Here is a 24,311-nt window from a genome sequence, read left to right on the forward strand (position 1 = left end):
GGAATGCGCAATGGCTAAACACGACATTATTTCCCTCTCTTTTGTCACCCGCAGCGACCGCGACACCGGCAACGACGTGATCCGCCTGACGCCCCCTGACATCGTCTGCCACCGCAACTACTTCTATCAAAAATGTTTTACCCGCGACGCGCGCAGGCTGATTTTCGGCGGCGCGTTTGACGGGCACTGGAACTACTACCTGCTGGATCTCGACGCCGCGGAGGCGACGCAGCTCACCGAAGGCGCGGGCGATAACACCTTCGGCGGGTTTTTATCGGCCGATGACCGCGCGCTGTGGTATGTGAAACACCAGCGCGAACTGCGCCGGCTCGACCTGACAAGCCTTGAAGAGCGTGTCGTGTATGAAGTGGATGACGCATGGGTGGCGTATGGAACCTGGGTCGCGAACAGCGACTGCACCGCGCTCGTCGGTATTGAGATCAAAAAGCGCGACTGGCAGCCGCTGACCGACTGGCAGAAGTTTCGCGAATTTTATTATACGCAGCCCGAATGCAGGCTGATTCGTATCGATTTAACTACCGGCGAGCGGCGGGTGATTTTGCAGGAAAAACGCTGGCTGGGGCATCCGATTTATCGCCCGTTCGACGACGCCACGGTGGCGTTTTGCCACGAGGGCCCGCGCGATGTCATCGACGCGCGCATGTGGCTGATTAACGAAGACGGCAGCGCAATGCGCCAGGTGCGCCAGCACGGGCCGGGCGAGAGTTTCACCCATGAATTCTGGGTGCCGGACGGCTCGGCGCTCTGTTACGTGGCGCATCAGGCGGGCGACCCGCAGCGCTATCTGTACGCCGCCGACCCGGCGACGCTTGAAAACCGCCAGATGATGGCGATCCCGCCCTGCTCGCACCTGATGAGCAATCACGACGGCTCGCGCGTGGTGGGCGACGGCGCGCCGCATAAAACCGGCGATATCAGTCTTAACGATCCGTATATCTGGCTGTTCAGTCTTCACGACAATACGCAGCGGGCGCTGTGCCGCCACGACACCTCATGGAAAGTGCTCGACGGCGACCGCCAGGTGACGCACCCGCACCCGTCGTTTTCGCCGGACGAGCAGTGGGTGCTCTATACCTCGGATGCGGAAGGCATGCCGGCGTTGTATCTCGCGAAGGTGTGATGGCGTGGTTATTCAGCCAACGGCGGGGGCGCTTCGCTTACCCGCCCTACCAAAAACCGATGTGAATTCCGTAGGGTGGGTAAGCAACGCGCATCCACCCTAAACGCCGCCCACAAAAAAGCCTCCACGCGGGAGGCTTTTTCACAACTGGCTTGCGCTTAACGCGCCAGCCAGCCGCCGTCGACGGCGACGGTATAGCCGTTAATATAATCTGACGCGCTGGACGCCAGGAACACCACCGGTCCCATCAGGTCGCTCGGCAGGCCCCAACGGCCCGCCGGGATGCGGTCCAGGATCTCGGCGCTGCGCTGCTCATCGGCGCGCAATTGCTGGGTGTTATTGGTCGCCATGTAGCCCGGCGCGATAGCGTTCACGTTAATGTTGTGCTTCGCCCACTCGTTCGCCATCAGACGGGTAATGCCCATCACGCCGCTTTTGGACGCGGTGTAAGACGGCACGCGGATACCGCCCTGGAAGGAAAGCATCGAGGCGATATTAATGATTTTGCCGCCGTTGCCCTGGGCGATGAACTGTTTCGCCACGGTCTGCGACATAAAAAACACGCTCTTGATGTTCAGGTTCATCACGTCGTCCCAGTCCTGCTCGCTGAAGTTAATCGCGTCTTCGCGACGGATCAGCCCGGCGTTGTTCACCAGCACATCGACATGACCGAACTCCGCAACGGCGCGCTCGATAAGCTCAGGAATGGCGTCGATCTTACGCAGATCCGCCGTCAGGCTCAGAAAACGACGGCCCAGCGCCGTAACGCGCTCGATGGTTTCCGTCGGCTCAACGATATTAATGCCCACGATATCGCAGCCCGCCTGCGCGAGGCCCAGCGCCATTCCCTGACCGAGGCCGGTATCGCAGCCGGTAACGATCGCAACTTTACCTTGAAGAGAAAATGCATCCAGAATCATGTGTGTTTCCTTGTTAATCGAGCCTGCCTCAGCAGGCGTGACCGGGTAAGGCTGTCGCCGCTTACGCCCTCTCTTCAACACCGCTGTTTGATGCCATAAAACGCCCCGCTCAGGAGCCCCGGCACGGGTCGCTTTACGCCATCTCACAATGACCGCGTGTTAATAAGGAGGGAAAAAAGGTTGCCAACCAAACAGCAAAACAGCGTTTCGTTTTCAACAATGTGTTCATCTTAAACTCCGCCAAACCCGTTTTCAATCCTAAATAAAACAATGTTTCATTTTTTATTGAATGTATTGTCAGAATTGATGAGCCGATCACGTCTGGCGCGCTATCACCATCTGATCGCTTTTTTCATAGCCATAAATATCAACAGGATAAATAAAGACTGAACAACCATCGTTTCGTCGAAGCACTGCCCCATCAGCACGAACAGGTAAGCGTTAGCTTCCCGATGTTTATGCGGTTGGATGTCCATAAATGCGCTTTTTTTGGAAAGCACCGGGTAAAAGTGCGTCCGCAATCACACACATTGAAACGCTGTTTTGATAATTTAAGACTCTGTTTTTGAGATCCTAATCAGCGAACGCCAGCCAGCAATAAAAGGAGCACAGTATGGCCAAAGGCATGCGGGTGAAACTTCAGTATCAGGTGAGCATCGACCCGGATACCGGCGCCGAAATCACCCGTTTAACCCCACCGGAAGTGACCTGCCACCGCAACTATTTCTACCAGAAATGCTTTTTTAACGATGGCAGCCACCTGCTGTTTGCAGGCGAGTTCGACGGACACTGGAACTACTACCTGCTGAACCTGGAACAGGCCGAAGCCGTGCAGCTCACCGAAGGCGCGGGCGATAACACGTTTGGCGGCTTCCTCTCACCGGACGACAAATTCCTTTACTACGTGAAAAACGATCGCGTGCTGCGCGAAGTTAACCTCGCCACCCAGGCGGAGCGCGACGTCTACCGCGTGCCGGACGCGTGGGTCGGCTATGGCACCTGGGTCGCTAACAGCGACTGCACGAAACTGGTCGGCATTGAGATAGCCAAAAGCGATTATGTGCCGCTGAGCGACTGGAAAATCTTCCACGATTTCTTCCATAAGGGGCCGCACTGCCGCCTGCTGCGTGTGGATCTGCAAACCGGCGCCAGCGAAACTATCCACGAAGAGAAAATCTGGCTGGGCCATCCCATTTACCGCCCGTTCGACGACAATACCGTCGCGTTCTGCCATGAAGGGCCGCACGATCTGGTGGATGCGCGCATGTGGATGGTCAATGAAGACGGTAGCAACGTGCGCAAGGTAAAAGAACACGCCGACGGAGAAAGCTGTACGCATGAATTCTGGGTACCGGACGGCTCGGCGTTGATTTATGTTTCCTATCTTAAAGGCCAGCAGGGCCGCACCATTTATCGTTATCTGCCAGACAGCGGCGTCAATGAAGAAGTGATGCCAATGCCCGCATGCTCGCACCTGATGAGCAACTTCGACGGTACGCTGCTGGTGGGCGACGGTTCCGGCACGCCGGTGGATGTAAAAGACACGAGCGGCTATACCATTGAAAACGACCCTTACCTGTATGTGTTTGATGTCGCGCAGAAAGCGTATTACCGCGTGGCGCGTCACGATACGTCCTGGGATACGTTTGCCGGTAGTCGTCAGGTCACGCATCCGCATCCGTCCTTTACCCCGGACGGCAATGCCATTCTTTTCAGTACTGATAAAGACGGCAAACCTGCGGTCTATATCGCGAAACTGCCCGAACAGCGTGAAATGCTAAGCGTTAAATAATAATAAAAGTCCTGTTTCCATCACTGCTTGCCCTCCTCTCCTGGAGGGCTTTTTTATTTACGCGTATTGCCGCTAATAAAACGGCGGGTAAATAATAATTGCCCTATCGGCACGGTTATGTGGAAATAACACAAGGGCGACGGACATAAAAAAACCGCCCCTGCATGGGCGGTATGCTTATACTCAGGAGCAAGCTATCAGGAAATTGCAAAAGAAAATAAGGTGCCCCCGTCATCGCGGGGGCGAAATGAGGGTGAAAATATCAGAAGCTGTATGCCACGCCGACACGTAAACGGGTCTGACGCTCATCGGTTTCTTTCACGCCGATATTGCCCACTTCAAAATAGGGCGACCAGTTTTTATCGATTTTGTAAGCCACTTTGGCGTTATATTCGTTGGAGTACTTCTTACCGTTATTACGGGTAAAGCCTTCTTCGCTCTGCGCGTAAACATAGTTCAGCTCGGTACGCCAGTCGCCGAGCGCAAAGCCGACCCAGGCGTCGCCGCGGTTCACTTTATCGTCATCGTCTTTGCCTTCCGGCACGCGAGTATATTCGTAACGGTAGCGGGCAGCCACGTAGACGCCATTTTCAAAGCTGTACTGCACGTGGATGTTAGGTTTATAAATCGTTTTGCTATCAACGCTTTCAATGGTAAACGCAGGCGTAATGGCGATGGCATCGGTCGCCTTCCAGCGCCAGCTAATCTGATCTTCATGGCCATTGCCGACCACTTCATTAAAAGGACGCGACTGATCGTCGCCACCGGTTTTCCATTTCGCCTCAACGGAAAAACCGAATCCGTTATCAAAACGGTGGGAAACGGCCACACGGTCGGCGTTAATGCCGCTATCGATATACTCGTGACGTAAATCGACGGTAACCGCGTGTACCGCGAAGGTAGACCCACAGAGGACAGCAAGCGCCAGTGCTTTCTTAAACATAAAATACCCTTAAGTAAAATGATGTTTCGTTTTTATGAAACTGTATTTTATTTTTTAGGTAATTATATTTTAGTGATCCGGATCGTATTACCTTGTTTCAAAAATAACGAAAACAAAGCACGTGATTTTGCTCAATAAAAAACCAGCAAAATGCCGAAAAAAGGCGGTTCGAGTCACAAATCGTTTTTAATAAAATGATAACAACGCGCTTTTCACGCACGTCATTTTACGAATTAACGCAAACCATTAAATAATCAACCTGGCAACCGGTTCGGGAGATATAATAACGCCCTGATGATTATTAGCCGCGCAATGATATGCGCGTTACCGCCCGCCAGCGGCAACGCACAAAGGGAAGGAAAGAAACAATGAAAATGCAAAAGGAAAATGCAGGAGGAAAGCGCGGTTAATTAATCGCGCTCTATCGCCAGGGCCACGCCCTGACCGCCGCCGATGCATAAGGTCGCCAGCCCTTTGCGCGCCTGACGTTTCACCATCTCATGCACCAGCGAAACCAGAATACGGCAGCCGGACGCGCCGATCGGATGCCCGAGCGCAATCGCGCCGCCGTTGACGTTCACTCTGCGCTCGTCCCACTCAAGCAGCTTGCCGACCGAGATAGTTTGCGCCGCGAACGCCTCGTTGGCTTCGATAAGGTCGATATCGTCAAGCCGCCAGCCCGCGCGATCCAGACAGCGGCGCGTGGCGTAGACCGGCGCGATGCCCATCAGCGCCGGGTCGACCCCGACGCTCGCGAAGGCGCGGATGCGCGCCAGCACCGGCAGTCCAAGCTCTTCCGCCTTGCTGGCGCTCATCATCAGCACCGCTGCGGCGCCATCATTGATTGACGAGGCGTTGCCCGCCGTCACGCTGCCGAGGTGTTGAAACGCAGGTGACAGACGCGCAAGCGCTTCGGCGTTGGTGTCGGCGCGAGGTTGCTCGTCGGTATCGACTACCAGCGGCGCGCCCTCCCACTGCTCAATCACCACCGGTACAATTTCGTCACGAAACCGGCCGCTGTCGATGGCCGCCCGCGCTTTATGCTGCGAAGCCAGCGCCCAGGCGTCCTGATGTTCACGGCTGATGTTGTATTCCCGCGCCAGGTTTTCCGCCGTCACGCCCATGTGGTAATCGTTAAAGGCGTCCCACAGCCCGTCATGCACCAGGCTGTCAATGATATGACCATCCTGCGGCGCCGCGCCGGTGCGGCCTTCGGTCAGCACATGCGGCGCGCGACTCATGTTCTCCTGGCCACCCGCAATCACCACATCCGCCTCGCCGCACTGGATAGCCTGCGTCGCCAGATGTAGCGCCTTTAACCCGGAGCCGCAGACATCGTTAATGGTGATCGCCGAGACGGACCACGGCAGGCCGCTGTTAAGCGCGGTCTGCCGCGCCGGGTTCTGCCCGGCACCCGCCGTCAGCACCTGGCCCAGGATCACCTCATCGACATCCTGCGGGTTAAGCCCGGTGCGCGAGAGCAGCGCCTCGATGACGACCGCGCCGAGCTCCACCGCAGAGCGGCCCGCCAGCGCGCCCTGAAAACAGCCGATGGGCGTACGCGCGGCCCCCACAATGACGACATCTTTCATGGTTATCTCCGGAATTGAACCGGGACATAGTAGCCGCTTGTTATAGAATGATTTCGTAAATGTTTAAAATTTGGTGAGGGGAATCACAAGGAATCTGCGCCGCGCGCCAGTAGCGGCGGCGGCACCTGGCAAACAGGGTGTCGCGATACCGCCATTAATACCGCTCAGGCAGCTTATTAATGGCTTTCAGACGACCGCGAGAAATATCGATATAGTCGCCTTTTCTTAAATCGCTGAACACTTTGAGAATATAACTCTGGGAAAGATTGGTTTTGCTCCGAATAAAATCGCAGGCATTGATCTCGTCACGTTCCTGCTCCTCTTTTGCCGCCAGCTCAATTAAACAGTTGCGAATGAGCGTATAGGACTGCCGACCGAGAAAGTGGTAGCTCTTCCAGTACAGCACATCATAATACCAGGAAACCACCTGCAATAACTCGCGCCAGAGATGTTGCGCCTCAATTACCGCTTCAAACTCGTCACGGGGAACGATCCGCGCTTCGCAGGCGGATTCCGCTTTAATCGTAAAGTGCTGGCTGAACTGGCTGTTGTAGGTGACGCCAAGCAGCTGAGGCCGGGTCGACTCTATCATCGTCAGACTGTCCATCACGCGATGCATCGACAGCGCCCCCTGTAGGATTACGACAATATTCTCAGGCTGTGCGGGAATCGGTGCGCCGCTCGCAAAATGGCGCGGCTCGCCGCTGTTTTCCAGCGCGGCAATCAGACGGGTAATGGCCTCTTCAGGCCGTTCGGGGAGTGGATAAGTTTCCATGCAAATAGCACACGCCAGAAGTAACGTTAACTATCAGCATAGTAAAAACCGTGCCGCGCGACGCCTCATTTTTTAATAATGAGACGCCGCGAAAATAAATCAATGTAAGAAAGAGCTTAGGAGGTAAAAACGCTGACTACCGTGGCGAGAATGGCGTTGCTATCAGCGTTTACTCAATGCCAGTTTTACGGCAAAGAGCAGGAATACGCCGCCAGTCACGCGATCCATCCATTTCACCACGCCCGGTTTTTTTAATATGCCCGACGCATAGCGGGTGGCGACGATAAGCGTCAGCGACCAGAGCGTGCCGATGAGCGCATGAATGCCTACCAGCAGGAACGTCCAGAGCATGGGCGAGTGTCCCGCCGGAATAAACTGCGGCAGGAAGGAGACATAAAAGACGCCCATTTTCGGGTTCAGCACATTGCCCAGCATACCGCGTAAAAAGCTGTTGCTGGCGCGCGCTTTACTGTTGTCTTGCGTATCAAATGTGGTGCGCGGGCGCAGCAGAAGCTGAATGCCGAGCCAGCAGAGATACCCCGCCCCGCACCATTTCAGAATGGAATACGCCATTTCAGACACCGCGAACAGCGCCCCCAGACCAAACGCCACCAGCGCGCCCCAGACAAAGCAGCCGGCATCAATGCCGAGCGCCGCCTGCACGGCTTTTTTACCGCCATCCGCCGCCGCGGTACGCAAAATAAGCGCAGTATCCAGCCCCGGCGTCAGGGTTAATAGCGTCGCCGCAAGGGTATACGCAAGCAGTGCATCAGTCACAGACATGTTTATCCTCCGAAAAGAAAAAGCTTATAGAAGAAAAACAGGCCCGGCAATCAGGAGGTTAGTTACGTAACGGGATGATGAATTGAGGATCTACTGTAAAGAAGCGGCAATAAAATAAAGATGTGCCATTAGCAAGAAATATTAATCCGTGCTGGATACGGCTGTGCCAAAAGCGTCCCCAGAATCAAACGATGATGTCATCGCATACGAATACCGGGGCCAGGGCTTTTCAGATACAACCGCAGGAGCGCGGTGCGTTTACGGTCCTCCTCCAGCCGCGCCTGTTGCGCGCGTCGTCTGGCGTAATAGGTATCAATAGTGAAAAAAGCGCTGAGTGTTGCCCACACAATGAAGACGCCATCCTGAAGCGAAAGCACAGTGAAAAAACCGAGCAGCACGCTCCACCCGTAAGTCAGGGCATGCCCTTCTCCTGGATGCATAAATGCCTCCTTCCGTGGACAGAAAGATAAAAAGGCCGCTACAGCCACAGGCGATGCTGATAGTGGTTGAATACCGCGTTGTCGGCGACAAGGCGAGCTAAAAGCGGCATCGGTGATGAGGCTTTTTTGCACGCGCTACGACGTCGACAAATGCACTCTATCAATCGCTTTAGCGATTTTCAATAGCCTTATCTATCGATTGTTAAAAAATCGCTCAGGCGATACACTGACATGAGAGACCACGAGGACGTGATAATGAATTTTTCGGATCGCCTGGCAAAAGCGATGGCAGACGCAGGGTATACACAGGGCGCGCTGGCGAAGGCTGTCGGCATGGCGCAGAGCAGCGTCAACAAACTTCTTAACGGCGCTAATGGCTCGCGTAACACCGTGGCACTGGCGCGCGTACTCGGCGTAAGCGCCGAATGGCTCGCCGATGGACAGGGCGTCATGAAGCCGCTTATGACGGAAAACAAACCTGCCGCGGCCAGCACCAGTGATGTCTACCGCGTGGAAGTGTTCGATGTGCGCGCCAGCGCGGGCAGTGGTGTGATCACCCGCGACGAGTTCGTCGAAACCATCAAATCGATCGAGTATTCGTCAGAGGAGGCGCGCTCGCTGTTCGGCAGCCGTCCGGCTGACCACATTAAGATGATTGCCGTGAATGGCGATTCGATGTCCGGCACCTTCGAGCCGCGCGATCAGATCTTTGTTGACGTCAGCGTCGATTTTTTCGATGGCGATGGAATCTATATCTTTACGCTGGATAACTATCTATATATCAAACGCTTACAGCTTCAACATAAGCGTCTGGCGGTTATCTCGGATAACAAAAAATATGAAACCTGGTACATCACCGATATTGATGAGTCTGGCCTGAATATTCGCGCCAAAGTCCTGGTCAGCCAGTCCCGTGCGTATAAGTTCCACGGTTAACCCTTCTCTGCGCCGGGCGCGCTTATCTTCCGGCGCGCTTATCGCTTTGGTTGCTTTTACAGCTTATATCGAAGGCGCGTTAATCGCTTTATCTGCCATGCATCATCACAATATCGATTAAATACCACAATCGCTTTATCGATATCATCACTCTATCGGGGCGATAGATGCCTGCGATTTAAAAGGAGGGTTGAATGGCGGTTGTCCACACTGGCGCAACGGTGAATGCTGATTATGCGCCACCAACTAAAATGCTACAGGTAGCCTGCACGTTATCTTGTCCTGCTAAAAAAGATAAAACGATGCTTTTTTAAATTTATAAGCAATGCATTGGGGCTTAGTTAACGTCAGCCTGATATTCAAACCTGGGATAATCAGAAGCGTTTTTGTGCGGTTTGAAAGGAATTCTGGAGCGGGCGAAGGGAATCGAACCCTCGTATAGAGCTTGGGAAGCTCTCGTTCTACCATTGAACTACGCCCGCGAAGAGGTGCGTTAAGCATTATAGGCGTTAGGCGACCGCTGACAAGCCCCTGGCAAGCTAACTGACGGATTTATAAGCAACCGCCCGCGGCACAAACGGGCGGTGAGGCATCAACAAGACGGCGATTTGCCCTGCGGCGGCAGATAGCGCAGCGGATCGATAGCCGTCGCGCGGTAGCGTAGCTGGAAGTGCAGGCGCACGGAATCGGCGCCCGTACTGCCCATCGTCGCGATTTTCTGCCCGGCTTTTACCTGCTGGCCGTTGTTCACCAACATGGTGTCGTTGTGCGCGTAGGCGGTGATGTACTCTTCATTATGTTTAATCATGATGAGATTACCGTAACCGCGCAGCTGGTTGCCGACATAGACCACCCTGCCCGCTGCCGAAGCGTAAATCGGCTGCCCGCGGCTACCGGCGATATCAATGCCTTTGTTGCCGCCGTCACTGTCGGAATAGCCCATCACCACTTTGCCGGAGGTCGGCCAGCGCCAGCAGCGTTGTCCTGCGGGCGGCGGAGCCACTTTCGGCAGCGTTTTCGCCGGGGTGGAGCGCGAGGCGGAAGCGGTGCGGGTCGAGCTCTTAGCAGGCGTCGACGCGCCTTTCACTTTGAGCCGCTGGCCAACTTCGATGGTGTAAGGAGGAGAAAGGCCGTTCAGACGAGCGAGCTCGCCAACGCTGCTGCCGGTCATCCTGGAGATGCGGTAAAGCGTGTCGCCGCGTTTAACCGTATAGGTCGGGCCGCTGTAGCTTCCTTTGGTTGCATTAGAAACACCGGCTTTATTGCTGGAGCAGGCGGCGAGAAACAGGCAAACCAGAAGGCAAAGCGCTTTCTTTTTTAATAAGGCGGACGACCAATCCGTGCTCAAAACGGCTCCTCATGACAGACGATAACTTTTTTACGGCGCTTATCTTAGCAGTTCCGTTTCGTTCATCCTAACCCGGCAGGCCTCGCGAAAATGAAAAAGCCGCGCGCTCCCTGCGGAACGCGCGGCTTTGCGAGCAGCGTGACGGTTTATTTCACCGGACGCATCGCCGGGAAGAGGATCACGTCGCGAATGGTGTGGCTGTTAGTAAACAGCATCACCATACGGTCGATACCGATACCGAGACCTGCGGTCGGCGGCAGGCCGTGCTCCAGCGCGGTGACGTAGTCTTCGTCATAGAACATCGCTTCGTCGTCGCCAGCGTCTTTCGCGGCCACCTGATCCTGGAAGCGCTGCGCCTGATCTTCTGCGTCGTTCAGCTCGCTAAAGCCGTTACCGATTTCACGGCCGCCGATGAAGAATTCAAAGCGGTCAGTGATTTCCGGGTTAACGTCGTTACGGCGCGCCAGCGGAGACACTTCTGCCGGATATTCAGTGATGAAAGTCGGCTGGATCAGGTGCGCTTCAGCCACTTCTTCGAAGATCTCGGTGACGAGACGGCCAAGACCCCAGCTCTTCTCGACTTTAATGCCGATGGACTGTGCAATGCCTTTCGCCTTCTCGAAATCGTCCAGATCCGCCATGTCGGTTTCCGGGCGATATTTCTTAATGGCTTCGCGCATGGTCAGTTTTTCAAACGGCTTGCCGAAATCAAACGTCTCTTCGCCGTAAGGTACCTGCGTGGTGCCAAGAATCTCTTGCGCCAGGGTGCGGAACAGCGATTCGGTCAGCTCGATCAGATCTTTGTAATCTGCGTACGCCATGTAGAGTTCCATCATCGTGAACTCAGGGTTATGGCGCACCGAGATGCCTTCGTTACGGAAGTTGCGGTTGATTTCAAACACGCGCTCGAAACCGCCGACCACCAGACGCTTGAGATAGAGCTCAGGCGCGATACGCAGGTACATGTCGAGATCCAGCGCATTGTGATGCGTCACGAACGGACGCGCGGACGCGCCGCCCGGGATCACCTGCATCATCGGGGTTTCAACTTCCATAAAGCCGCGGCCAACCATGAACTGACGGATCCCCGCGAGGATCTGCGAGCGCACTTTGAAGGTGTTGCGGGATTCATCATTCGCGATGAGATCGAGATAACGCTGACGGTAACGCGCTTCCTGATCCTGCAGGCCGTGGAATTTATCTGGTAGCGGGCGCAGCGCTTTGGTCAGCAGACGCAGCTCTGTGCAGTGGATGGACAACTCGCCGGTTTTGGTTTTAAACAGCTTGCCGCGCGCGCCCAGGATATCGCCGAGGTCCCATTTTTTGAACTGCTCGTTGTAGACGCCTTCCGGCAAATCGTCGCGCGCCACATACAGCTGAATACGGCCGCCGACATCCTGCAGCGTCACGAAAGACGCTTTACCCATAATACGACGGGTCATCATACGGCCTGCCACGCAGACCTCGATGTTCAGCACTTCCAGCTCTTCGTTTTCTTTGCCGTCGAAGTCAGCGTGCAGTTGGTCTGAGGTGCGATCGCGACGAAAATCGTTCGGAAATGCGACGCCGTTTTCGCGAAGCGCAGCCAGCTTCTCGCGGCGCGTTTTGAGTTCGTTATTAAGATCGACCGCCGCTTCTGCGCCTTGTGCTTGTTGTTCAGACATGTTGGTTCCTCATAACCCTGCTTTCAGACTTGCTTCGATGAATTTATCCAGATCGCCGTCCAGCACCGCCTGGGTATTGCGGGTTTCAACGCCGGTGCGCAGATCTTTGATACGGGAATCGTCCAGTACGTAGGAGCGAATTTGGCTGCCCCAGCCGATGTCGGACTTGTTATCTTCCAGCGCCTGCTTCTCAGCATTTTTCTTCTGCATTTCCAGCTCGTACAGCTTCGCCTTCATCTGCTTCATGGCCTGGTCTTTGTTCTTGTGCTGAGAACGGTCGTTCTGGCACTGCGTCACCGTACCGGTCGGAATGTGGGTAATACGCACCGCGGATTCCGTACGGTTAACGTGCTGACCGCCCGCGCCCGACGCGCGATAGACGTCGATACGCAGATCCGCCGGGTTGATTTCGATATCGATATCGTCTTCCACTTCCGGATACACAAACGCAGAGCTGAAAGAGGTGTGGCGGCGACCGCCGGAGTCGAACGGGCTCTTACGGACCAGGCGGTGTACGCCGGTTTCCGTGCGCAGCCAGCCAAACGCGTAATCGCCGGAGATTTTAATGGTGGCGGATTTCAGGCCAGCCACTTCGCCTTCGGACTCTTCGATGATTTCGGTTTTGAAGCCGCGCGCTTCAGCCCAGCGCAGATACATACGCAGCAGCATGCTGGCCCAGTCCTGTGCCTCGGTGCCGCCGGAGCCCGCCTGGATATCCAGGTAGCAGTCGGCGCTGTCATATTCACCGGAGAACATGCGGCGGAATTCAAGCTGCGCGAGTTTGGCTTCCAGCTGATCCAGCTCGGCCACCGCTTCATTGAAGGTTTCTTCATCGTCCGCTTCAACGGCAAGCTCAAGCAGCCCCGCTACGTCATCGAGGCCCTGAGACATTTGATCCAGCGTCTCGACGATAGCTTCAAGGGAAGAACGCTCTTTGCCGAGCGCCTGCGCGCGTTCGGGCTCGTTCCAGACGTCCGGCTGTTCCAGCTCGGCGTTTACTTCTTCAAGACGCTCTTTCTTGGCATCGTAGTCAAAGATACCCCCTAAGAACGTCTGAGCGCTCCGTGAGGTCCTGAATGCGGTTCTTTACCGGATTAATTTCAAACATGGCTGTAGAATCTTTTAGTGATGAAGATGGGCAAAATGCGGTCGTAAAACGGAAAGTTTACCGGATTTACGCCGCCTTTTATAGTTCATCCTGGCGCTAAACGGGCCAGAGATGGTCGATAATTAATTGCAGGCTGCGATTGCCGCGAAACTCGTTAACGTCAAGCTTATAGGCGAGCTCCACTTCGCGCACACCCGGATCGGGCCAGCAGGTGGTGTCGACGTTAAACGCGATGCCATCCAACAGTGGCCCGCCGCCGACCGGCTCCAGCATCAGCTTCAGATGACGCTCGCCAACCAGACGCTGCTGAAGAATGCGAAAACGCCCGTCGAACAGCGGCTCCGGGAACATCTGCCCCCACGGGCCCGCGTCGCGCAGCATTTCTGCCACGTCGAGCGTCATCTCCTGCGGGGCGAGCGCGCCGTCAGACCAGATCTCGCCCTGCAACATCGCCGGATCTAACCACGCGTTGACGAGCTCTGCGAAGCGCGCCTGAAACTCCGGAAAGCGCGCCTCTTCCAGCGACAAACCGGCCGCCATCGCGTGCCCGCCAAATTTCAGCATCATGCCAGGGTAGAGCGTGTCGAGACGCTCCAGCGCGTCGCGCATATGCAGCCCCTGCACCGAACGCCCTGAGCCTTTGAGTATGCCCTCGCCCGCTGGCGCGAAGGCAATCACCGGGCGATGGAAACGCTCTTTGATGCGCGAGGCGAGAATACCCACCACGCCCTGATGCCATTCAGGATGGAAAATCGCGATGCCGCTCGGCAAGGCTTCGCCGCTACGCTCCAGTTGCTGACACAGCGTCAGCGCCTCCGCCTGCATCCCCTGCTCAATCTCTTTGCGGGTCTGGTTCAGCGCGTCGAGTTCGTTCGCGAGCATACGGGCTTCACCGATGTTATCGCACAGCAGCAGCGCCACGCCGACGGACATATCATCCAGTCGCCCTGCCGCGTTGAGCCGCGGGCCGAGCGCAAAGCCGAGATCGCTTGCCGTAAGGCGATGCGCCTCGCGGTTGGCTATCTCCAGCAGCGCGCGAATGCCGGGACGGCATTTTCCGGCGCGGATGCGGCTCAGCCCCTGCCAGATAAGAATCCGGTTATTGGCATCAAGCGGCACGACGTCCGCCACGGTGCCAAGCGACACCAGGTCGAGAAACTCCGCGAGGTTCGGCTCAGGAATGCCTTTTTCCGTAAACCAGTCAACGCTTCGCAGATGCGCGCGCAGGGCAAGCATCAGGTAAAACGCGACGCCCACGCCTGCGAGCGATTTCGACGGAAACGTACATTCCGCGAGGTTCGGGTTGATGATAGCGCCCGCGGCGGGCAGCGTATCGCCCGGTAAATGGTGATCGGTAACCAGCACCGGAATGCCCAGCTCATGCGCGCGCGCAACGCCTGCATGTGATGAGATGCCGTTATCGACGGTGAGGATCATCTGCGCGCCGCGCGCGTGGGCCTGATCGACGACCTCCGGGCTAAGCCCGTAGCCGTCATCGAACCGGTTAGGCACCAGATAAGCGACATTGCCGCCGCCGAGCGCGCGAAGCGCCAGCACGCTTAACGCGGTACTGGTAGCGCCGTCGGCATCGAAATCGCCCACGACGATAATGCGCAGCCCTTCACGCAAGGCGTCATGGAGCATCGCGACCGCCTGTTCAATGCCGCACAGCTGTTGCCAGGGCAGCATGCCTTTTACGCTGCGCTCCAGCTCCTGCGCGCTGCGCACGCCGCGGCTGGCATAAAGCCTGCGCAGCAGCGGCGGTAAACTCTCCGGCAAGGTAATGGCTTCGTCTGACGAACGCCTGCGAAGTTGCGTCTGTTTGCTCACTCGTTACTGCCCGCTCGCCGAAAGCTGTTTCTGATGCTCATCCAGGAACGCTTTCATTTCTTTTGGTCCCTGATAGCCCGGCACCATCGCGCCGTTGCTCAGGACAATCGCAGGCGTCCCCTGTACCCCAAACTGCACGCCGAGCTCGTAATGTTTCGCGGTGTCGATATTACAGCTGGCCGCTGCCACTTTGCCGCCGCCCATCGCGTTATCGAAGGCTTTGTTGCGGTCTTTCGCGCACCAGATAGCCTGCATATCTTTTGCCGGCTCACTGCGCGGCCCCTGACGCGGGAAGGCCAGGTAACGTACCGTAATACCGAGCGCGTTGTAGTCTTTCATCTCTTCATGCAGCTTGTGGCAATAGCCGCAGGTGATATCGGTGAAGACGGTGATGACATGCTTCTCCTGCGGCGCTTTGTAGACGATCATCTCTTTGTCGAGCGCGTTGAGTTTGGTCATCAGCATCTGGTTGGTCACATTGACCGGCTGCCCGCCGCTGACGTCATACAGCGGGCCCTGAATGATATGTTTACCGTCTTCGGTCACGTAGATAACGCCGCTTTCGGTCAGCACCGTTTTCATGCCCGCCAGCGGAGCAGGCTGAATTTCAGCGTTCGCCACGCCCAGTTTGGTCAGCGACTGCTTGATGGCCGCGTCATCCGCCTGGGCAAAGCCTGAGAAAGCCGCCAGCGTAACGGAGAGCAGCGCAATAGTTTTTTTCATAACGTGTCCTTAAATTCGGCACTCACGCTCTGGGGTGGTGCTGTTGATGAAGTTGCCGTAATCGTTCCGTCGCCACATGCGTGTAGATTTGCGTGGTGGAGAGATCGCTGTGTCCCAGCAGCATCTGCACCACGCGCAAATCGGCGCCATGATTTAACAGATGCGTGGCGAACGCATGGCGTAAAACGTGCGGCGAAAGCTTTTCACTGTCGATGCCCGCCAGTTGAGCATAATGTTTGATGCGATGCCAGAAGGTCTGTCGTGTCATCTGCTGAGCGCGGTTGCTCGGAAAGAGAACATCCAGCGACTGGCCGTTAAGTAGCCACGGGCGGCCATGCGTAAGGTAGTGCTCCAGCCAGTAGACGGCCTCTTCGCCAAGCGGCACCAGCCGCTCTTTGTTGCCTTTACCGATAACGCGCACGACGCCCTGACGCAGGCTGACATCGCTCATGGTTAATCCGACCAGCTCAGAAACGCGCAGCCCCGTGGCGTATAGCACTTCCAGCATGGCTTTATCGCGCAGTTCAATCGGTTGATCGACCGTCGGCGCCTGCAGGAGACGCTCAACCTGCGCCTCGCTTAAATCCTTAGGCAGACGTTGCGGCAGCTTTGGCGACGCCAGCAGCGCGCTGGGGTCGTCATCGCGAATTTTTTCACGGTACAGATGCTGAAACAACCGGCGCACGGCGCTCAGCATGCGGGCAGTACTGGTGGCTTTGTAGCCGCCTTCAACGCGCTCCGCCAGCAGCGCCTGGAGATCGCCGCTCTGCGTGGTCGAGAGGCTAAGCCCACGATGGTGCAACCACTCCACCACCATTTTAAGATCCCGCCGGTATGCGTTCAGGCTGTTCTCGGCCAGGTTGCGCTCCAGCCAGAGCGCATCGAGAAATTGTTCGATACGCGCTAAATCCTGTTCCATTGCCACCTCACATACGCTCCTCATCGCTGCATTATGCCTGACTGGAGACGGGATCTGATACACTGGCGGTTCTGCAGAATAGGAAATGAGACGTTATCGCTATGAACATTGGTCTTTTTTATGGTTCCAGCACCTGTTACACCGAAATGGCGGCAGAAAAAATCCGCGATATTATTGGTCCTGAACTGGTCACGCTGCATAACCTTAAAGACGACTCGCCGACGCTCATGGAGCAGTATGATGTGCTGATCCTCGGCATTCCGACCTGGGATTTCGGCGAACTCCAGGAAGACTGGGAAGCCATCTGGGATCAACTGGACGCGTTAAACCTCGACGGAAAAATTGTGGCGCTTTACGGCATGGGCGACCAGCTGGGCTACGGCGAATGGTTCCTTGACGCACTCGGCATGCTGCACGACAAGCTTAGCCCTAAAGGCGTGAAATTTGTCGGCTACTGGCCCACGGAAGGCTATGAATTTACAAGCCCAAAACCTGTCATTGCGGATGGCCAGCTGTTTGTCGGCCTGGCGCTGGATGAAACCAACCAGTACGATCTGAGCGATAGCCGCATTGAAAGCTGGTGCGAGCAGATCCTCGGCGAAATGGCGACGCACTTCTCCTGAGCATTGCCTGCTGCTTCAGCGGCCCCGCACCGGCTGCTGTAGTAAAAGCCGACGCAAATCGCGCCATTCCTTCGCCGTCATACTGTCCGATGCCAGCCACACATGGTGGCTGCGCGTCGTTTTTGGATGCCGAAGACGCAGCATCATGCCGCTGCGCAGCATCCAGGGCGTCGCGCAGATCTCCCAGTCAACGCCCTGCCAGCGTAGCTGATAGTCCGCCGTCAGGCTGACCTCTCCGTGAAACGCATTGATACGCCGCTGGCTGCGAACGCAGTCAAACACCACCAGAGACAGCAGCAGCATCCAGACGGGCAGATACCGCAGCGGCCACGGAAGCAGCAAAATAATCACGGCTACCGCGCCATGCAGCAGCAACGACACCCACTGCGAGCGCCATGAGACGCGAAGATCAGAGTGCCACAGGACCACGTTCCTGATTCCGTTGTTGGATCAATTGCACCATCCGCGCCAGTTCCGCATCGGCCGGTTTGCCGTGGTTCATCAGCCAGTTGAATAAATCAGGATCGTCACACTCCAGCAGGCGCACAAAGACGCGTTTGTCTTCTTCGCTCAGGGAGTCATAGTCGTGCTCAAAGAAAGGCATGATGGAAATGTCCAGCTCACGCATACCTCTGCGACATGCCCAGTGAATACGGGCTTTATTATTAATATCCATGTCTCTTACCTGCTAAACCACTGTTGAATGACGGCGGATAGTGTAACGCGTTTTCCACACATCATTGAGTCCAATATGAGTAATTGCGAGGCGTTATCCTGAATATAACTTTTGGGGTGCAACCGACATTTTTTCCTGCGAGTTGTCTCGAAGAACGCGTTAACGGCACAAAAGGGGATGCTAAAAGGCTTGCAAACTCCGGCGGCTCTTTAACAATATGAAGCTATCTCTCCACTCGCGTGGACCATTATTGCGATAGCACATTGGGACTTTATTTATGGCATTTACTCCATTTCCTCCCCGTCAGCCAGCCGCCAGCGCGCGCCTGCCGCTGACGCTTATTTCGCTTGAAGACTGGGCGCTGGCGACCATAACCGGCCCGGACAGTGAAAAGTATCTTCAGGGCCAGGTCACGGCGGACGTCACCCAGCTTGGCGAGAACCAGCATCTGCTGGTGGCGCACTGCGACGCGAAGGGCAAAATGTGGAGCAACCTGCGTCTGTTCCGCAACAGTGACGGTTTCGCCTGGATTGAACGGCGCAGCGTGCGCGACGCGCAACTGGCTGAAATGAAAAAGTATGCGGTTTTCTCGAAAGTCACTCTCGCGCCTGCCGACGATGCGGTGCTGCTGGGCGTGGCCGGTTTCCAGGCGCGCGCGGCGCTGGCGAACCATTTCGCCTCGCTGCCGGATGAGCAAAACCAGCGCGTGACAGACGGCACCACCACGCTCCTGTGGCTCGGCCTGCCTGCGGAGCGTTTTTTGATAGTCACCAATGAGGAAACTGCGGCTCAGCTTGCGGAAAAACTCCGTGGCGAAGCGCAGCTGAACGCGAGCGCGCAGTGGCTTGCGCTGGACATTGAAGCCGGTTTGCCCGTTATCGACGCGCCGAACAGCAACCAGTTTATTCCGCAGGCCACCAACATGCAGGCGCTGGGCGGCATCAGCTTTAAAAAAGGCTGTTACGCAGGCCAGGAGATGGTGGCGCGAGCGAAATTCCGCGGCGCGAATAAACGCGCGCTCTGGTCTCTGGCCGGGGCAGGCAGCCGCGTGCCAGAGGCGGGTGAAGATATCGAAATGCAGATGGGCGAGAACTGGCGTCGCACCGGCACGGTGCTGGCGGCAGTGCAACTGGATGACGGTCGTCTGCTGGCGCAGGTGGTGATGAATAACGATCTGGAAGCCGACACCGTGTTCCGCGTTCGTGAAGAGAGCGGCGCGCACACGCTGCACATCGAGCCGCTGCCCTATTCGCTCGAAGAGGCGTAACGGCTTTCGCGTCATCAAACGCCGTGTATTGTATGGACTATTCCCGCCAGGCCGGTAACCACCTGTCTGGCGGGAATTCCGTATGTCTTACGCGAGCCTACCCACCGATGCGCTTACGGTAACGCTGCCGTTAGCGGATATAGAGGTAGATAGCCAGGAAGTGACAGACGCTCCCGCCCAGAACAAAACCGTGCCAGATGGCATGGTTGTACGGAATGCGTTTGCAGACGTAAAAAATCACGCCCAGCGAATAGATGATTCCCCCTGCCGCGAGCAGCGTCACGCTGCCAGGCGCGAGCTTCATCACCATCTGATAGATAACCACCAGCGACAGCCAGCCCATCATCAGGTAAGTGACCAGCGACAACACCTTAAACCGGTGTGCGATGGTGAGCTTAAAGAGGATGCCGAGTAGCGCCAGCCCCCAGATAACTATCATCAAGCCATGCGCCAGCGGCGACTTAAGCCCGACCAGCAAAAACGGCGTATACGTGCCTGCAATTAAGAGATAAATGGCGCAGTGGTCGAACTTTTTAAGCCAGATTTTGGCCCGCGCGTGCGGTATGGCGTGATAAAGCGTCGAGGCGAGAAACAGCAGGATCATGCTGCCGCCATAAAGGCTGTAACTGGTGATGGCGGTGACGTCAGCATTGCTGTCCACGGCCTGGACCAGTAATAACACCAGCCCGACAATTCCGAACACCAGTCCGATTCCGTGACTGATGCTGTTGGCTATTTCCTCAGCCAGTGAATATCCCTGCGCAAGTAATGGTTTACGAACCATGTGGCAACTCCGGTAAAACTGAATAAAAAAAACGCAGCCCACATAGCCTAACTGAGAATGATTTCAGTGAACACCTGTTCGCTAAAATAAATCTGTGACAGCCCGTAACAGCCTGGCGCAGCGGCAGACCGCACCGGTTTTGCCCTTCTGCGCACGCACGTTTTTTATTCGGCAACCTTTTTAAAAGCAATCACATACAACTCACCGAGACCCGGGTAAATGTCCCCAATGACCTTTTTCAGCGCGTCCAGCGTCATGTTTTCCTGACGAGCGTGTTCTTCATTCAGTTGCGCCAGCGTTACCGGCGTCACGCTTAGCACTTCCAGCGTGCAGAAATAGCCGTCATCCTCGTAGCGCCCGGTGCGCAGCCGCTGGCCCGGCATGAAGTGTGATTCACTGGCGTCACGGATGGTGATGGTTTTGGTGCCGTTAAGAATGTCCTGCTGAAAGCGGGAGTAAAAAGTGATGTCGTTTTTCATGGCGCGTCTTTAGTTAACGTAAAGGCCCATCATAAGCCGGGCGGCAGGCAGACGCCATTGCGGGGTATAAAGAGTGGCGCGCGCCGCCGCGATTTATGGCAGCATGAACGAACCGACGCCGCTTAAAAACCGCGCCGGAGCCCGAAAGCATTAACCAAAGGATGTTCCGCCGTGACGATGTTTACCCACTCCGCTGTCGCCAGCCTCAATAATCTTGAGATGATGGTTTATAATTTTGTGGTCAAAAACCGCGACAAAGTGATGTACATGACCATCCGCGAACTGGCGGACGCAGCGGGCGTTTCTACTACCACGGTGCTGCGTTTCTGCCGCAAGCTGAATTGCGAAGGCTATTCCGAATTCCGCGTGCGTTTTAAATTATATCTGGAGCAGAATGAACCGCAGCAGGCGAATTTTGGCGCCAGCGAAATTATTAGTTTTTTCCGTAGCGTCAATAATGATGAATTCGATGCGTTACTTGAAGAAGCAGTAGATATTATTCTCGAATCAGAGCGAATTATATTTGTTGGCGCGGGCACATCCGGCGCGCTGGCGAAATATGGCGCGCGTTTTTTCTCAAATGTCGGGAAATTCAGTAATCATATTGACGATCCTTATTTTCCAGTCACTAACGATATGGCGAAGAACGCGCTGGCAATTGTGCTTTCCGTCTCCGGCGAGACCGAAGAGATCCTGCGTTTCGCCAGTCAGTTCAGCCTGCACCGCTGCAAAGTGCTCTCTGTCACCAGCCACGAAAACTCGTCGCTGGCGAAGCTTGCTGATTTCAATCTCTCATGGCATGTCCCGCAAACGCGCATCGCAGGCGTGTACGACATTACCACGCAAATCCCCGTCATCTATATTCTCGAAACGCTCGGCCGCAAACTGGCGAAAAAACTGGCATAAAAAAACATCCTGTTTTTCATTTGTAACAAGTCACGCCATACGCTATTTGTTATAGCGTGACTTTTGTATTCCCTTTGCTAGACTCGCTGTCAGCTTCTATTAATTTATCGTTATTAATCAACTTTAATATTCATTTTCGATGAGATGACTCGATGAAACAGCTTAAATTACCGAAAGACTTTTTATGGGGCGGCGCGGTCGCCGCGCATCAGGTAGAAGGCGGCTGGGATCAGGGCGGCAAAGGGCCAAGCATTTGCGACGTGCTGACCGGCGGCGCGCACGGCGTACCGCGTGAAATTACTGAGTCAGTCGTGCCGGGCAAATATTACCCGAACCACGAGGCCGTCGATTTCTACGGGCATTACAAAGATGACATTAAGCTATTCGCCGAAATGGGCTTTAAATGTTTCCGCACGTCCATCGCCTGGACGCGCATCTTCCCCAACGGCGATGAAACGCAGCCCAACGAAGCGGGCCTCCAGTTTTACGACGATATGTTCGATGAACTGCTGAAATACAACATCGAGCCGGTTATTACGCTCTCGCATTTTGAAATGCCGCTGCATCTGGTGCAGCAGTATGGCGGCTGGACCAACCGTAAAGTGGTGGATTTTTTTGTGCGCTTCGCCGAAGTGGTGTTTGAGCGCTACAAGAATAAGGTCAAATACTGGATGACCTTTAACGAGATCAATAACCAGCGCAACTGGCGCGCGCCGCTGTTCGGTTACTGTTGCTCCGGCGTGGTCTATACCGAACACGATAACCCGGAAGAGACGATGTACCAGGTGCTGCACCATCAGTTTGTGGCGAGCGCCATGGCGGTGAAAATTGGCCATCGCATCAACCCCGAGATGAAAATTGGCTGCATGCTGGCGATGGTGCCGCTCTATCCGTCCTCCTGTAAGCCGGAAGACGTGATGTATGCGCAGGAATCGATGCGTGAGCGTTATGTCTTTACCGACGTCCAGCTGCGCGGCTACTACCCGTCTTACGTGCTGAACGAGTGGGAGCGCCGCGGCTTTAACATCAGGATGGAAGACGGCGACACGCAGATCCTGCGCGAAGGCTGCTGCGACTATCTGGGCTTCAGCTATTACATGACCAACGCGGTAAAAGCCGACGGCGGCAGCGGCGACGCGCTAAGCGGTTTCCAGGGCAGCGTGCCGAATCCGCATGTGAAGGCGTCGGACTGGGGCTGGCAGATTGACCCGGTGGGCCTGCGTTATGCGCTATGCGAGCTGTATGAGCGTTACCAGAAGCCGCTCTTTATCGTCGAAAATGGTTTTGGCGCTTACGATAAAGTGGAAGAAGACGGCAGCATCAACGACGACTACCGCATCGACTATCTGCGCGCCCATATCGAGCAGATGATGAAAGCGGTGACTTACGACGGCGTTGATTTGCTGGGCTATACGCCGTGGGGTTGCATCGACTGCGTGTCGTTCACCACCGGGCAGTACAGCAAGCGCTACGGTTTTATCTATGTGAACAAACACGATGACGGCACGGGCGATATGTCCCGTTCGCGCAAGAAAAGTTTTGCGTGGTATCAGGGGGTGATTGCGAGCAACGGCGAGTCGCTCTGATCTCACACCAGGCCCTCTCCCCATGGGGAGAGGGTGTAAACCCCCGCAGGCTGGCATGGCGGTGGGTGCGCTGCGCTTACCTGCCCCCTACAACCATGTGGATGATGCTTGTCCCGTAGGGCGGGTAAGCGCAGCGCACCCGCCAGTCAAACGACCCTATTTCCCACCCGCGAGATCGAGAAAACTCCCCGTCACGTACGAGGCTTTGTCGCTGAGCAGCCACGCGATGGCTTCGGCCACTTCTTCCGGCTGCCCACCGCGCTGCATCGGCAACGCGGATTTCACGCGATCGACGCGTCCGGGCTCACCGCCGGAGGCGTGGATATCGGTATAGATAAGCCCTGGCCGCACGCCGTTAACGCGGATGCCCTGCGCGGCGACTTCCAGCGACAGTCCGATGGTCAGCGAATCCACCGCCCCTTTTGACGCGGCGTAATCGACATACTCGCCAGGCGCGCCAAGACGCGACGCGGCGGACGAGACATTCACTATCGCGCCGCCCTGCCCGCCGTGATGATGCGCCATTCGCTTCACCGCCTCGCGGCAGCAAAGAAAATAGCCGGTGACGTTGGTAGCCAGCACCTTGTTGATACGCTCGGCGGTCAGCTTCTCTGTCATGCACTGGGTAAACAGAACGCCGGCGTTGTTGACCAGCGCAGTTAATGGCTCGCCCTGCTCGTCGAGGGTCGCAAACATCGCCATCACCTGCCGCTCGTCGCTGATATCCGCCTGCACGCAAAAGGCCCGCCCGCCGCTGACGGTAATCGCGTCAACCACCTCCTGCGCCGCCGCGGCGTTACTGAGATAATTGACTGCTACGGTATAACCCTGCGTGGCCAGCAGCAGCGCCGTCGCCCTGCCAATGCCGCGGCTCGCGCCGGTAACCAGTGCAATAGACATACTTTTCCTTTTCATCGTGTGGTACAGCAGGCTTTTCTGCATAAGAGTGAGCCCGATAACTTACCGCTGTGCGTAACGCAGGGACACTCTACAAATCAGGTAGCCATGGTGTGGCACTGGATGCAGCGGAATAAAAAAGGGCGCCGAAGCGCCCTTTGTCGTGGGATTGCGTTAAC

Annotated in this window: 24 protein-coding genes and 1 tRNA gene; 7 read left to right on the plus strand and 18 right to left on the minus strand. The window is 55.9% G+C overall.

Annotated features, from left to right (window positions below; genetic code table 11):
* Positions 1–10: 10 nt before the first annotated feature.
* On the plus strand, positions 11–1,141 hold the full coding sequence (locus AFK67_RS16800) for an oligogalacturonate lyase family protein (RefSeq protein ID WP_007719016.1): 1,131 nt from the start codon (positions 11–13) through the stop codon (positions 1,139–1,141).
* 158 nt (positions 1,142–1,299) lie between these two features.
* On the opposite strand, the gene kduD is transcribed toward AFK67_RS16800, so the two are convergent.
* Positions 1,300–2,061, minus strand: a complete 762-nt coding sequence (gene kduD / locus AFK67_RS16805) for a 2-dehydro-3-deoxy-D-gluconate 5-dehydrogenase KduD (protein ID WP_007719014.1) — start codon at positions 2,059–2,061, stop codon at positions 1,300–1,302.
* A 613-nt stretch (positions 2,062–2,674) separates the two neighbouring features.
* On the opposite strand from kduD, the gene AFK67_RS16815 reads away from it, so the two are divergent.
* Positions 2,675–3,853, plus strand: a complete 1,179-nt coding sequence (locus AFK67_RS16815; protein ID WP_007719011.1) for an oligogalacturonate lyase family protein — start codon at positions 2,675–2,677, stop codon at positions 3,851–3,853.
* A 262-nt stretch (positions 3,854–4,115) separates the two neighbouring features.
* Here the strand turns inward: AFK67_RS16815 and AFK67_RS16820 are convergent, their stop codons facing one another.
* The 5 genes from AFK67_RS16820 to AFK67_RS16840 all read right to left on the minus strand — a co-directional run bounded on the left by AFK67_RS16820 (position 4,116) and on the right by AFK67_RS16840 (position 8,386).
* Positions 4,116–4,796, minus strand: a complete 681-nt coding sequence (locus AFK67_RS16820) for an oligogalacturonate-specific porin KdgM family protein (protein WP_007719008.1) — start codon at positions 4,794–4,796, stop codon at positions 4,116–4,118.
* 410 nt (positions 4,797–5,206) lie between these two features.
* Positions 5,207–6,388, minus strand: a complete 1,182-nt coding sequence (locus tag AFK67_RS16825) for an acetyl-CoA C-acetyltransferase (RefSeq protein ID WP_007719004.1) — start codon at positions 6,386–6,388, stop codon at positions 5,207–5,209.
* 154 nt (positions 6,389–6,542) lie between these two features.
* A complete protein-coding gene (locus tag AFK67_RS16830) occupies positions 6,543–7,163 on the minus strand; it encodes a helix-turn-helix domain-containing protein (RefSeq protein ID WP_007719002.1) in 621 nt (206 codons plus the stop codon).
* A 162-nt stretch (positions 7,164–7,325) separates the two neighbouring features.
* Positions 7,326–7,946, minus strand: coding sequence for a LysE family translocator (locus AFK67_RS16835; RefSeq protein ID WP_038884457.1), 621 nt, complete (start codon positions 7,944–7,946; stop codon positions 7,326–7,328).
* Between the two features lie 197 nt (positions 7,947–8,143).
* Positions 8,144–8,386, minus strand: coding sequence for a hypothetical protein (locus AFK67_RS16840; RefSeq protein WP_007718993.1), 243 nt, complete (start codon positions 8,384–8,386; stop codon positions 8,144–8,146).
* A gap of 255 nt (positions 8,387–8,641) precedes the next feature.
* Between AFK67_RS16840 and AFK67_RS16845 the strand changes: the two genes are divergently transcribed.
* Positions 8,642–9,322 (plus strand): LexA family transcriptional regulator, encoded by a 681-nt coding sequence (locus AFK67_RS16845; RefSeq protein WP_007718991.1) that lies wholly within the window; start codon positions 8,642–8,644, stop codon positions 9,320–9,322.
* A 408-nt stretch (positions 9,323–9,730) separates the two neighbouring features.
* Here the strand turns inward: AFK67_RS16845 and AFK67_RS16850 are convergent.
* From AFK67_RS16850 to xerD, 7 genes are all read right to left on the minus strand, one after another.
* A tRNA-Gly gene (locus tag AFK67_RS16850) sits at positions 9,731–9,804 on the minus strand.
* A 110-nt stretch (positions 9,805–9,914) separates the two neighbouring features.
* Positions 9,915–10,670: an amidase activator ActS gene (gene actS, locus AFK67_RS16855; RefSeq protein WP_007718986.1), complete on the minus strand. Its 756-nt coding sequence runs from the start codon at positions 10,668–10,670 to the stop codon at positions 9,915–9,917.
* Between the two features lie 146 nt (positions 10,671–10,816).
* A complete protein-coding gene (gene lysS / locus AFK67_RS16860; protein WP_007718984.1) occupies positions 10,817–12,334 on the minus strand; it encodes a lysine--tRNA ligase in 1,518 nt (505 codons plus the stop codon).
* 9 nt (positions 12,335–12,343) lie between these two features.
* A protein-coding gene (prfB, locus tag AFK67_RS16865; RefSeq protein ID WP_097564053.1) for a peptide chain release factor 2 occupies positions 12,344–13,442 on the minus strand; the annotation gives its coding sequence in 2 pieces (ribosomal slippage) (positions 12,344–13,366 and positions 13,368–13,442; 1,098 coding nt in all).
* A gap of 96 nt (positions 13,443–13,538) precedes the next feature.
* Complete coding sequence (gene recJ / locus AFK67_RS16870; protein WP_007718979.1) at positions 13,539–15,272, minus strand: single-stranded-DNA-specific exonuclease RecJ; 1,734 nt, start codon at positions 15,270–15,272, stop codon at positions 13,539–13,541.
* 3 nt (positions 15,273–15,275) lie between these two features.
* Positions 15,276–15,995 (minus strand): bifunctional protein-disulfide isomerase/oxidoreductase DsbC, encoded by a 720-nt coding sequence (gene dsbC, locus AFK67_RS16875; protein ID WP_007752085.1) that lies wholly within the window; start codon positions 15,993–15,995, stop codon positions 15,276–15,278.
* A gap of 22 nt (positions 15,996–16,017) precedes the next feature.
* Positions 16,018–16,914, minus strand: coding sequence for a site-specific tyrosine recombinase XerD (xerD, locus tag AFK67_RS16880; RefSeq protein ID WP_032967006.1), 897 nt, complete (start codon positions 16,912–16,914; stop codon positions 16,018–16,020).
* Between the two features lie 101 nt (positions 16,915–17,015).
* On the opposite strand from xerD, the gene fldB reads away from it, so the two are divergent.
* Entirely contained in the window at positions 17,016–17,537 is a 522-nt protein-coding gene (gene fldB / locus AFK67_RS16885) for a flavodoxin FldB (RefSeq protein WP_007718971.1), read from the plus strand.
* Between the two features lie 15 nt (positions 17,538–17,552).
* Here the strand turns inward: fldB and AFK67_RS16890 are convergent, their stop codons facing one another.
* Positions 17,553–17,966, minus strand: a complete 414-nt coding sequence (locus AFK67_RS16890) for a protein YgfX (RefSeq protein WP_032967004.1) — start codon at positions 17,964–17,966, stop codon at positions 17,553–17,555.
* Positions 17,947–18,213 (minus strand): FAD assembly factor SdhE, encoded by a 267-nt coding sequence (gene sdhE / locus AFK67_RS16895; RefSeq protein WP_007718966.1) that lies wholly within the window; start codon positions 18,211–18,213, stop codon positions 17,947–17,949. Before sdhE ends, AFK67_RS16890 begins: the two co-directional genes overlap by 20 nt.
* Positions 18,214–18,490: 277 nt before the next feature.
* Here sdhE and ygfZ point away from each other — a divergent pair, with 277 nt between their 5' ends.
* Positions 18,491–19,480, plus strand: coding sequence for a tRNA-modifying protein YgfZ (ygfZ, locus tag AFK67_RS16900; RefSeq protein ID WP_007718964.1), 990 nt, complete (start codon positions 18,491–18,493; stop codon positions 19,478–19,480).
* A 130-nt stretch (positions 19,481–19,610) separates the two neighbouring features.
* Here the strand turns inward: ygfZ and trhA are convergent, their stop codons facing one another.
* Positions 19,611–20,264 carry a PAQR family membrane homeostasis protein TrhA gene (gene trhA / locus AFK67_RS16905; protein ID WP_007718962.1) on the minus strand — a complete coding sequence of 218 codons (654 nt, stop codon included), beginning with the start codon at positions 20,262–20,264 and terminating at the stop codon, positions 19,611–19,613.
* A 164-nt stretch (positions 20,265–20,428) separates the two neighbouring features.
* The gene (yqfB, locus tag AFK67_RS16910; RefSeq protein ID WP_007718961.1) at positions 20,429–20,743 is read right to left on the minus strand and encodes a N(4)-acetylcytidine aminohydrolase; all 315 of its coding nucleotides are present in this window, start codon (positions 20,741–20,743) and stop codon (positions 20,429–20,431) included.
* A gap of 177 nt (positions 20,744–20,920) precedes the next feature.
* On the opposite strand from yqfB, the gene AFK67_RS16915 reads away from it, so the two are divergent.
* Both AFK67_RS16915 and AFK67_RS16920 read left to right on the plus strand, forming a co-directional pair.
* Complete coding sequence (locus AFK67_RS16915) at positions 20,921–21,649, plus strand: MurR/RpiR family transcriptional regulator (RefSeq protein WP_032967003.1); 729 nt, start codon at positions 20,921–20,923, stop codon at positions 21,647–21,649.
* A gap of 152 nt (positions 21,650–21,801) precedes the next feature.
* A complete protein-coding gene (locus tag AFK67_RS16920) occupies positions 21,802–23,235 on the plus strand; it encodes a 6-phospho-beta-glucosidase (RefSeq protein WP_038884463.1) in 1,434 nt (477 codons plus the stop codon).
* Between the two features lie 156 nt (positions 23,236–23,391).
* Here the strand turns inward: AFK67_RS16920 and AFK67_RS16925 are convergent, their stop codons facing one another.
* Positions 23,392–24,135: an SDR family oxidoreductase gene (locus AFK67_RS16925; protein ID WP_038884465.1), complete on the minus strand. Its 744-nt coding sequence runs from the start codon at positions 24,133–24,135 to the stop codon at positions 23,392–23,394.
* Between the last annotated feature and the right edge of the window lie 176 nt (positions 24,136–24,311).

Source organism: Cronobacter dublinensis subsp. dublinensis LMG 23823, assembly GCF_001277235.1.
Classification (GTDB): domain Bacteria; phylum Pseudomonadota; class Gammaproteobacteria; order Enterobacterales; family Enterobacteriaceae; genus Cronobacter; species Cronobacter dublinensis.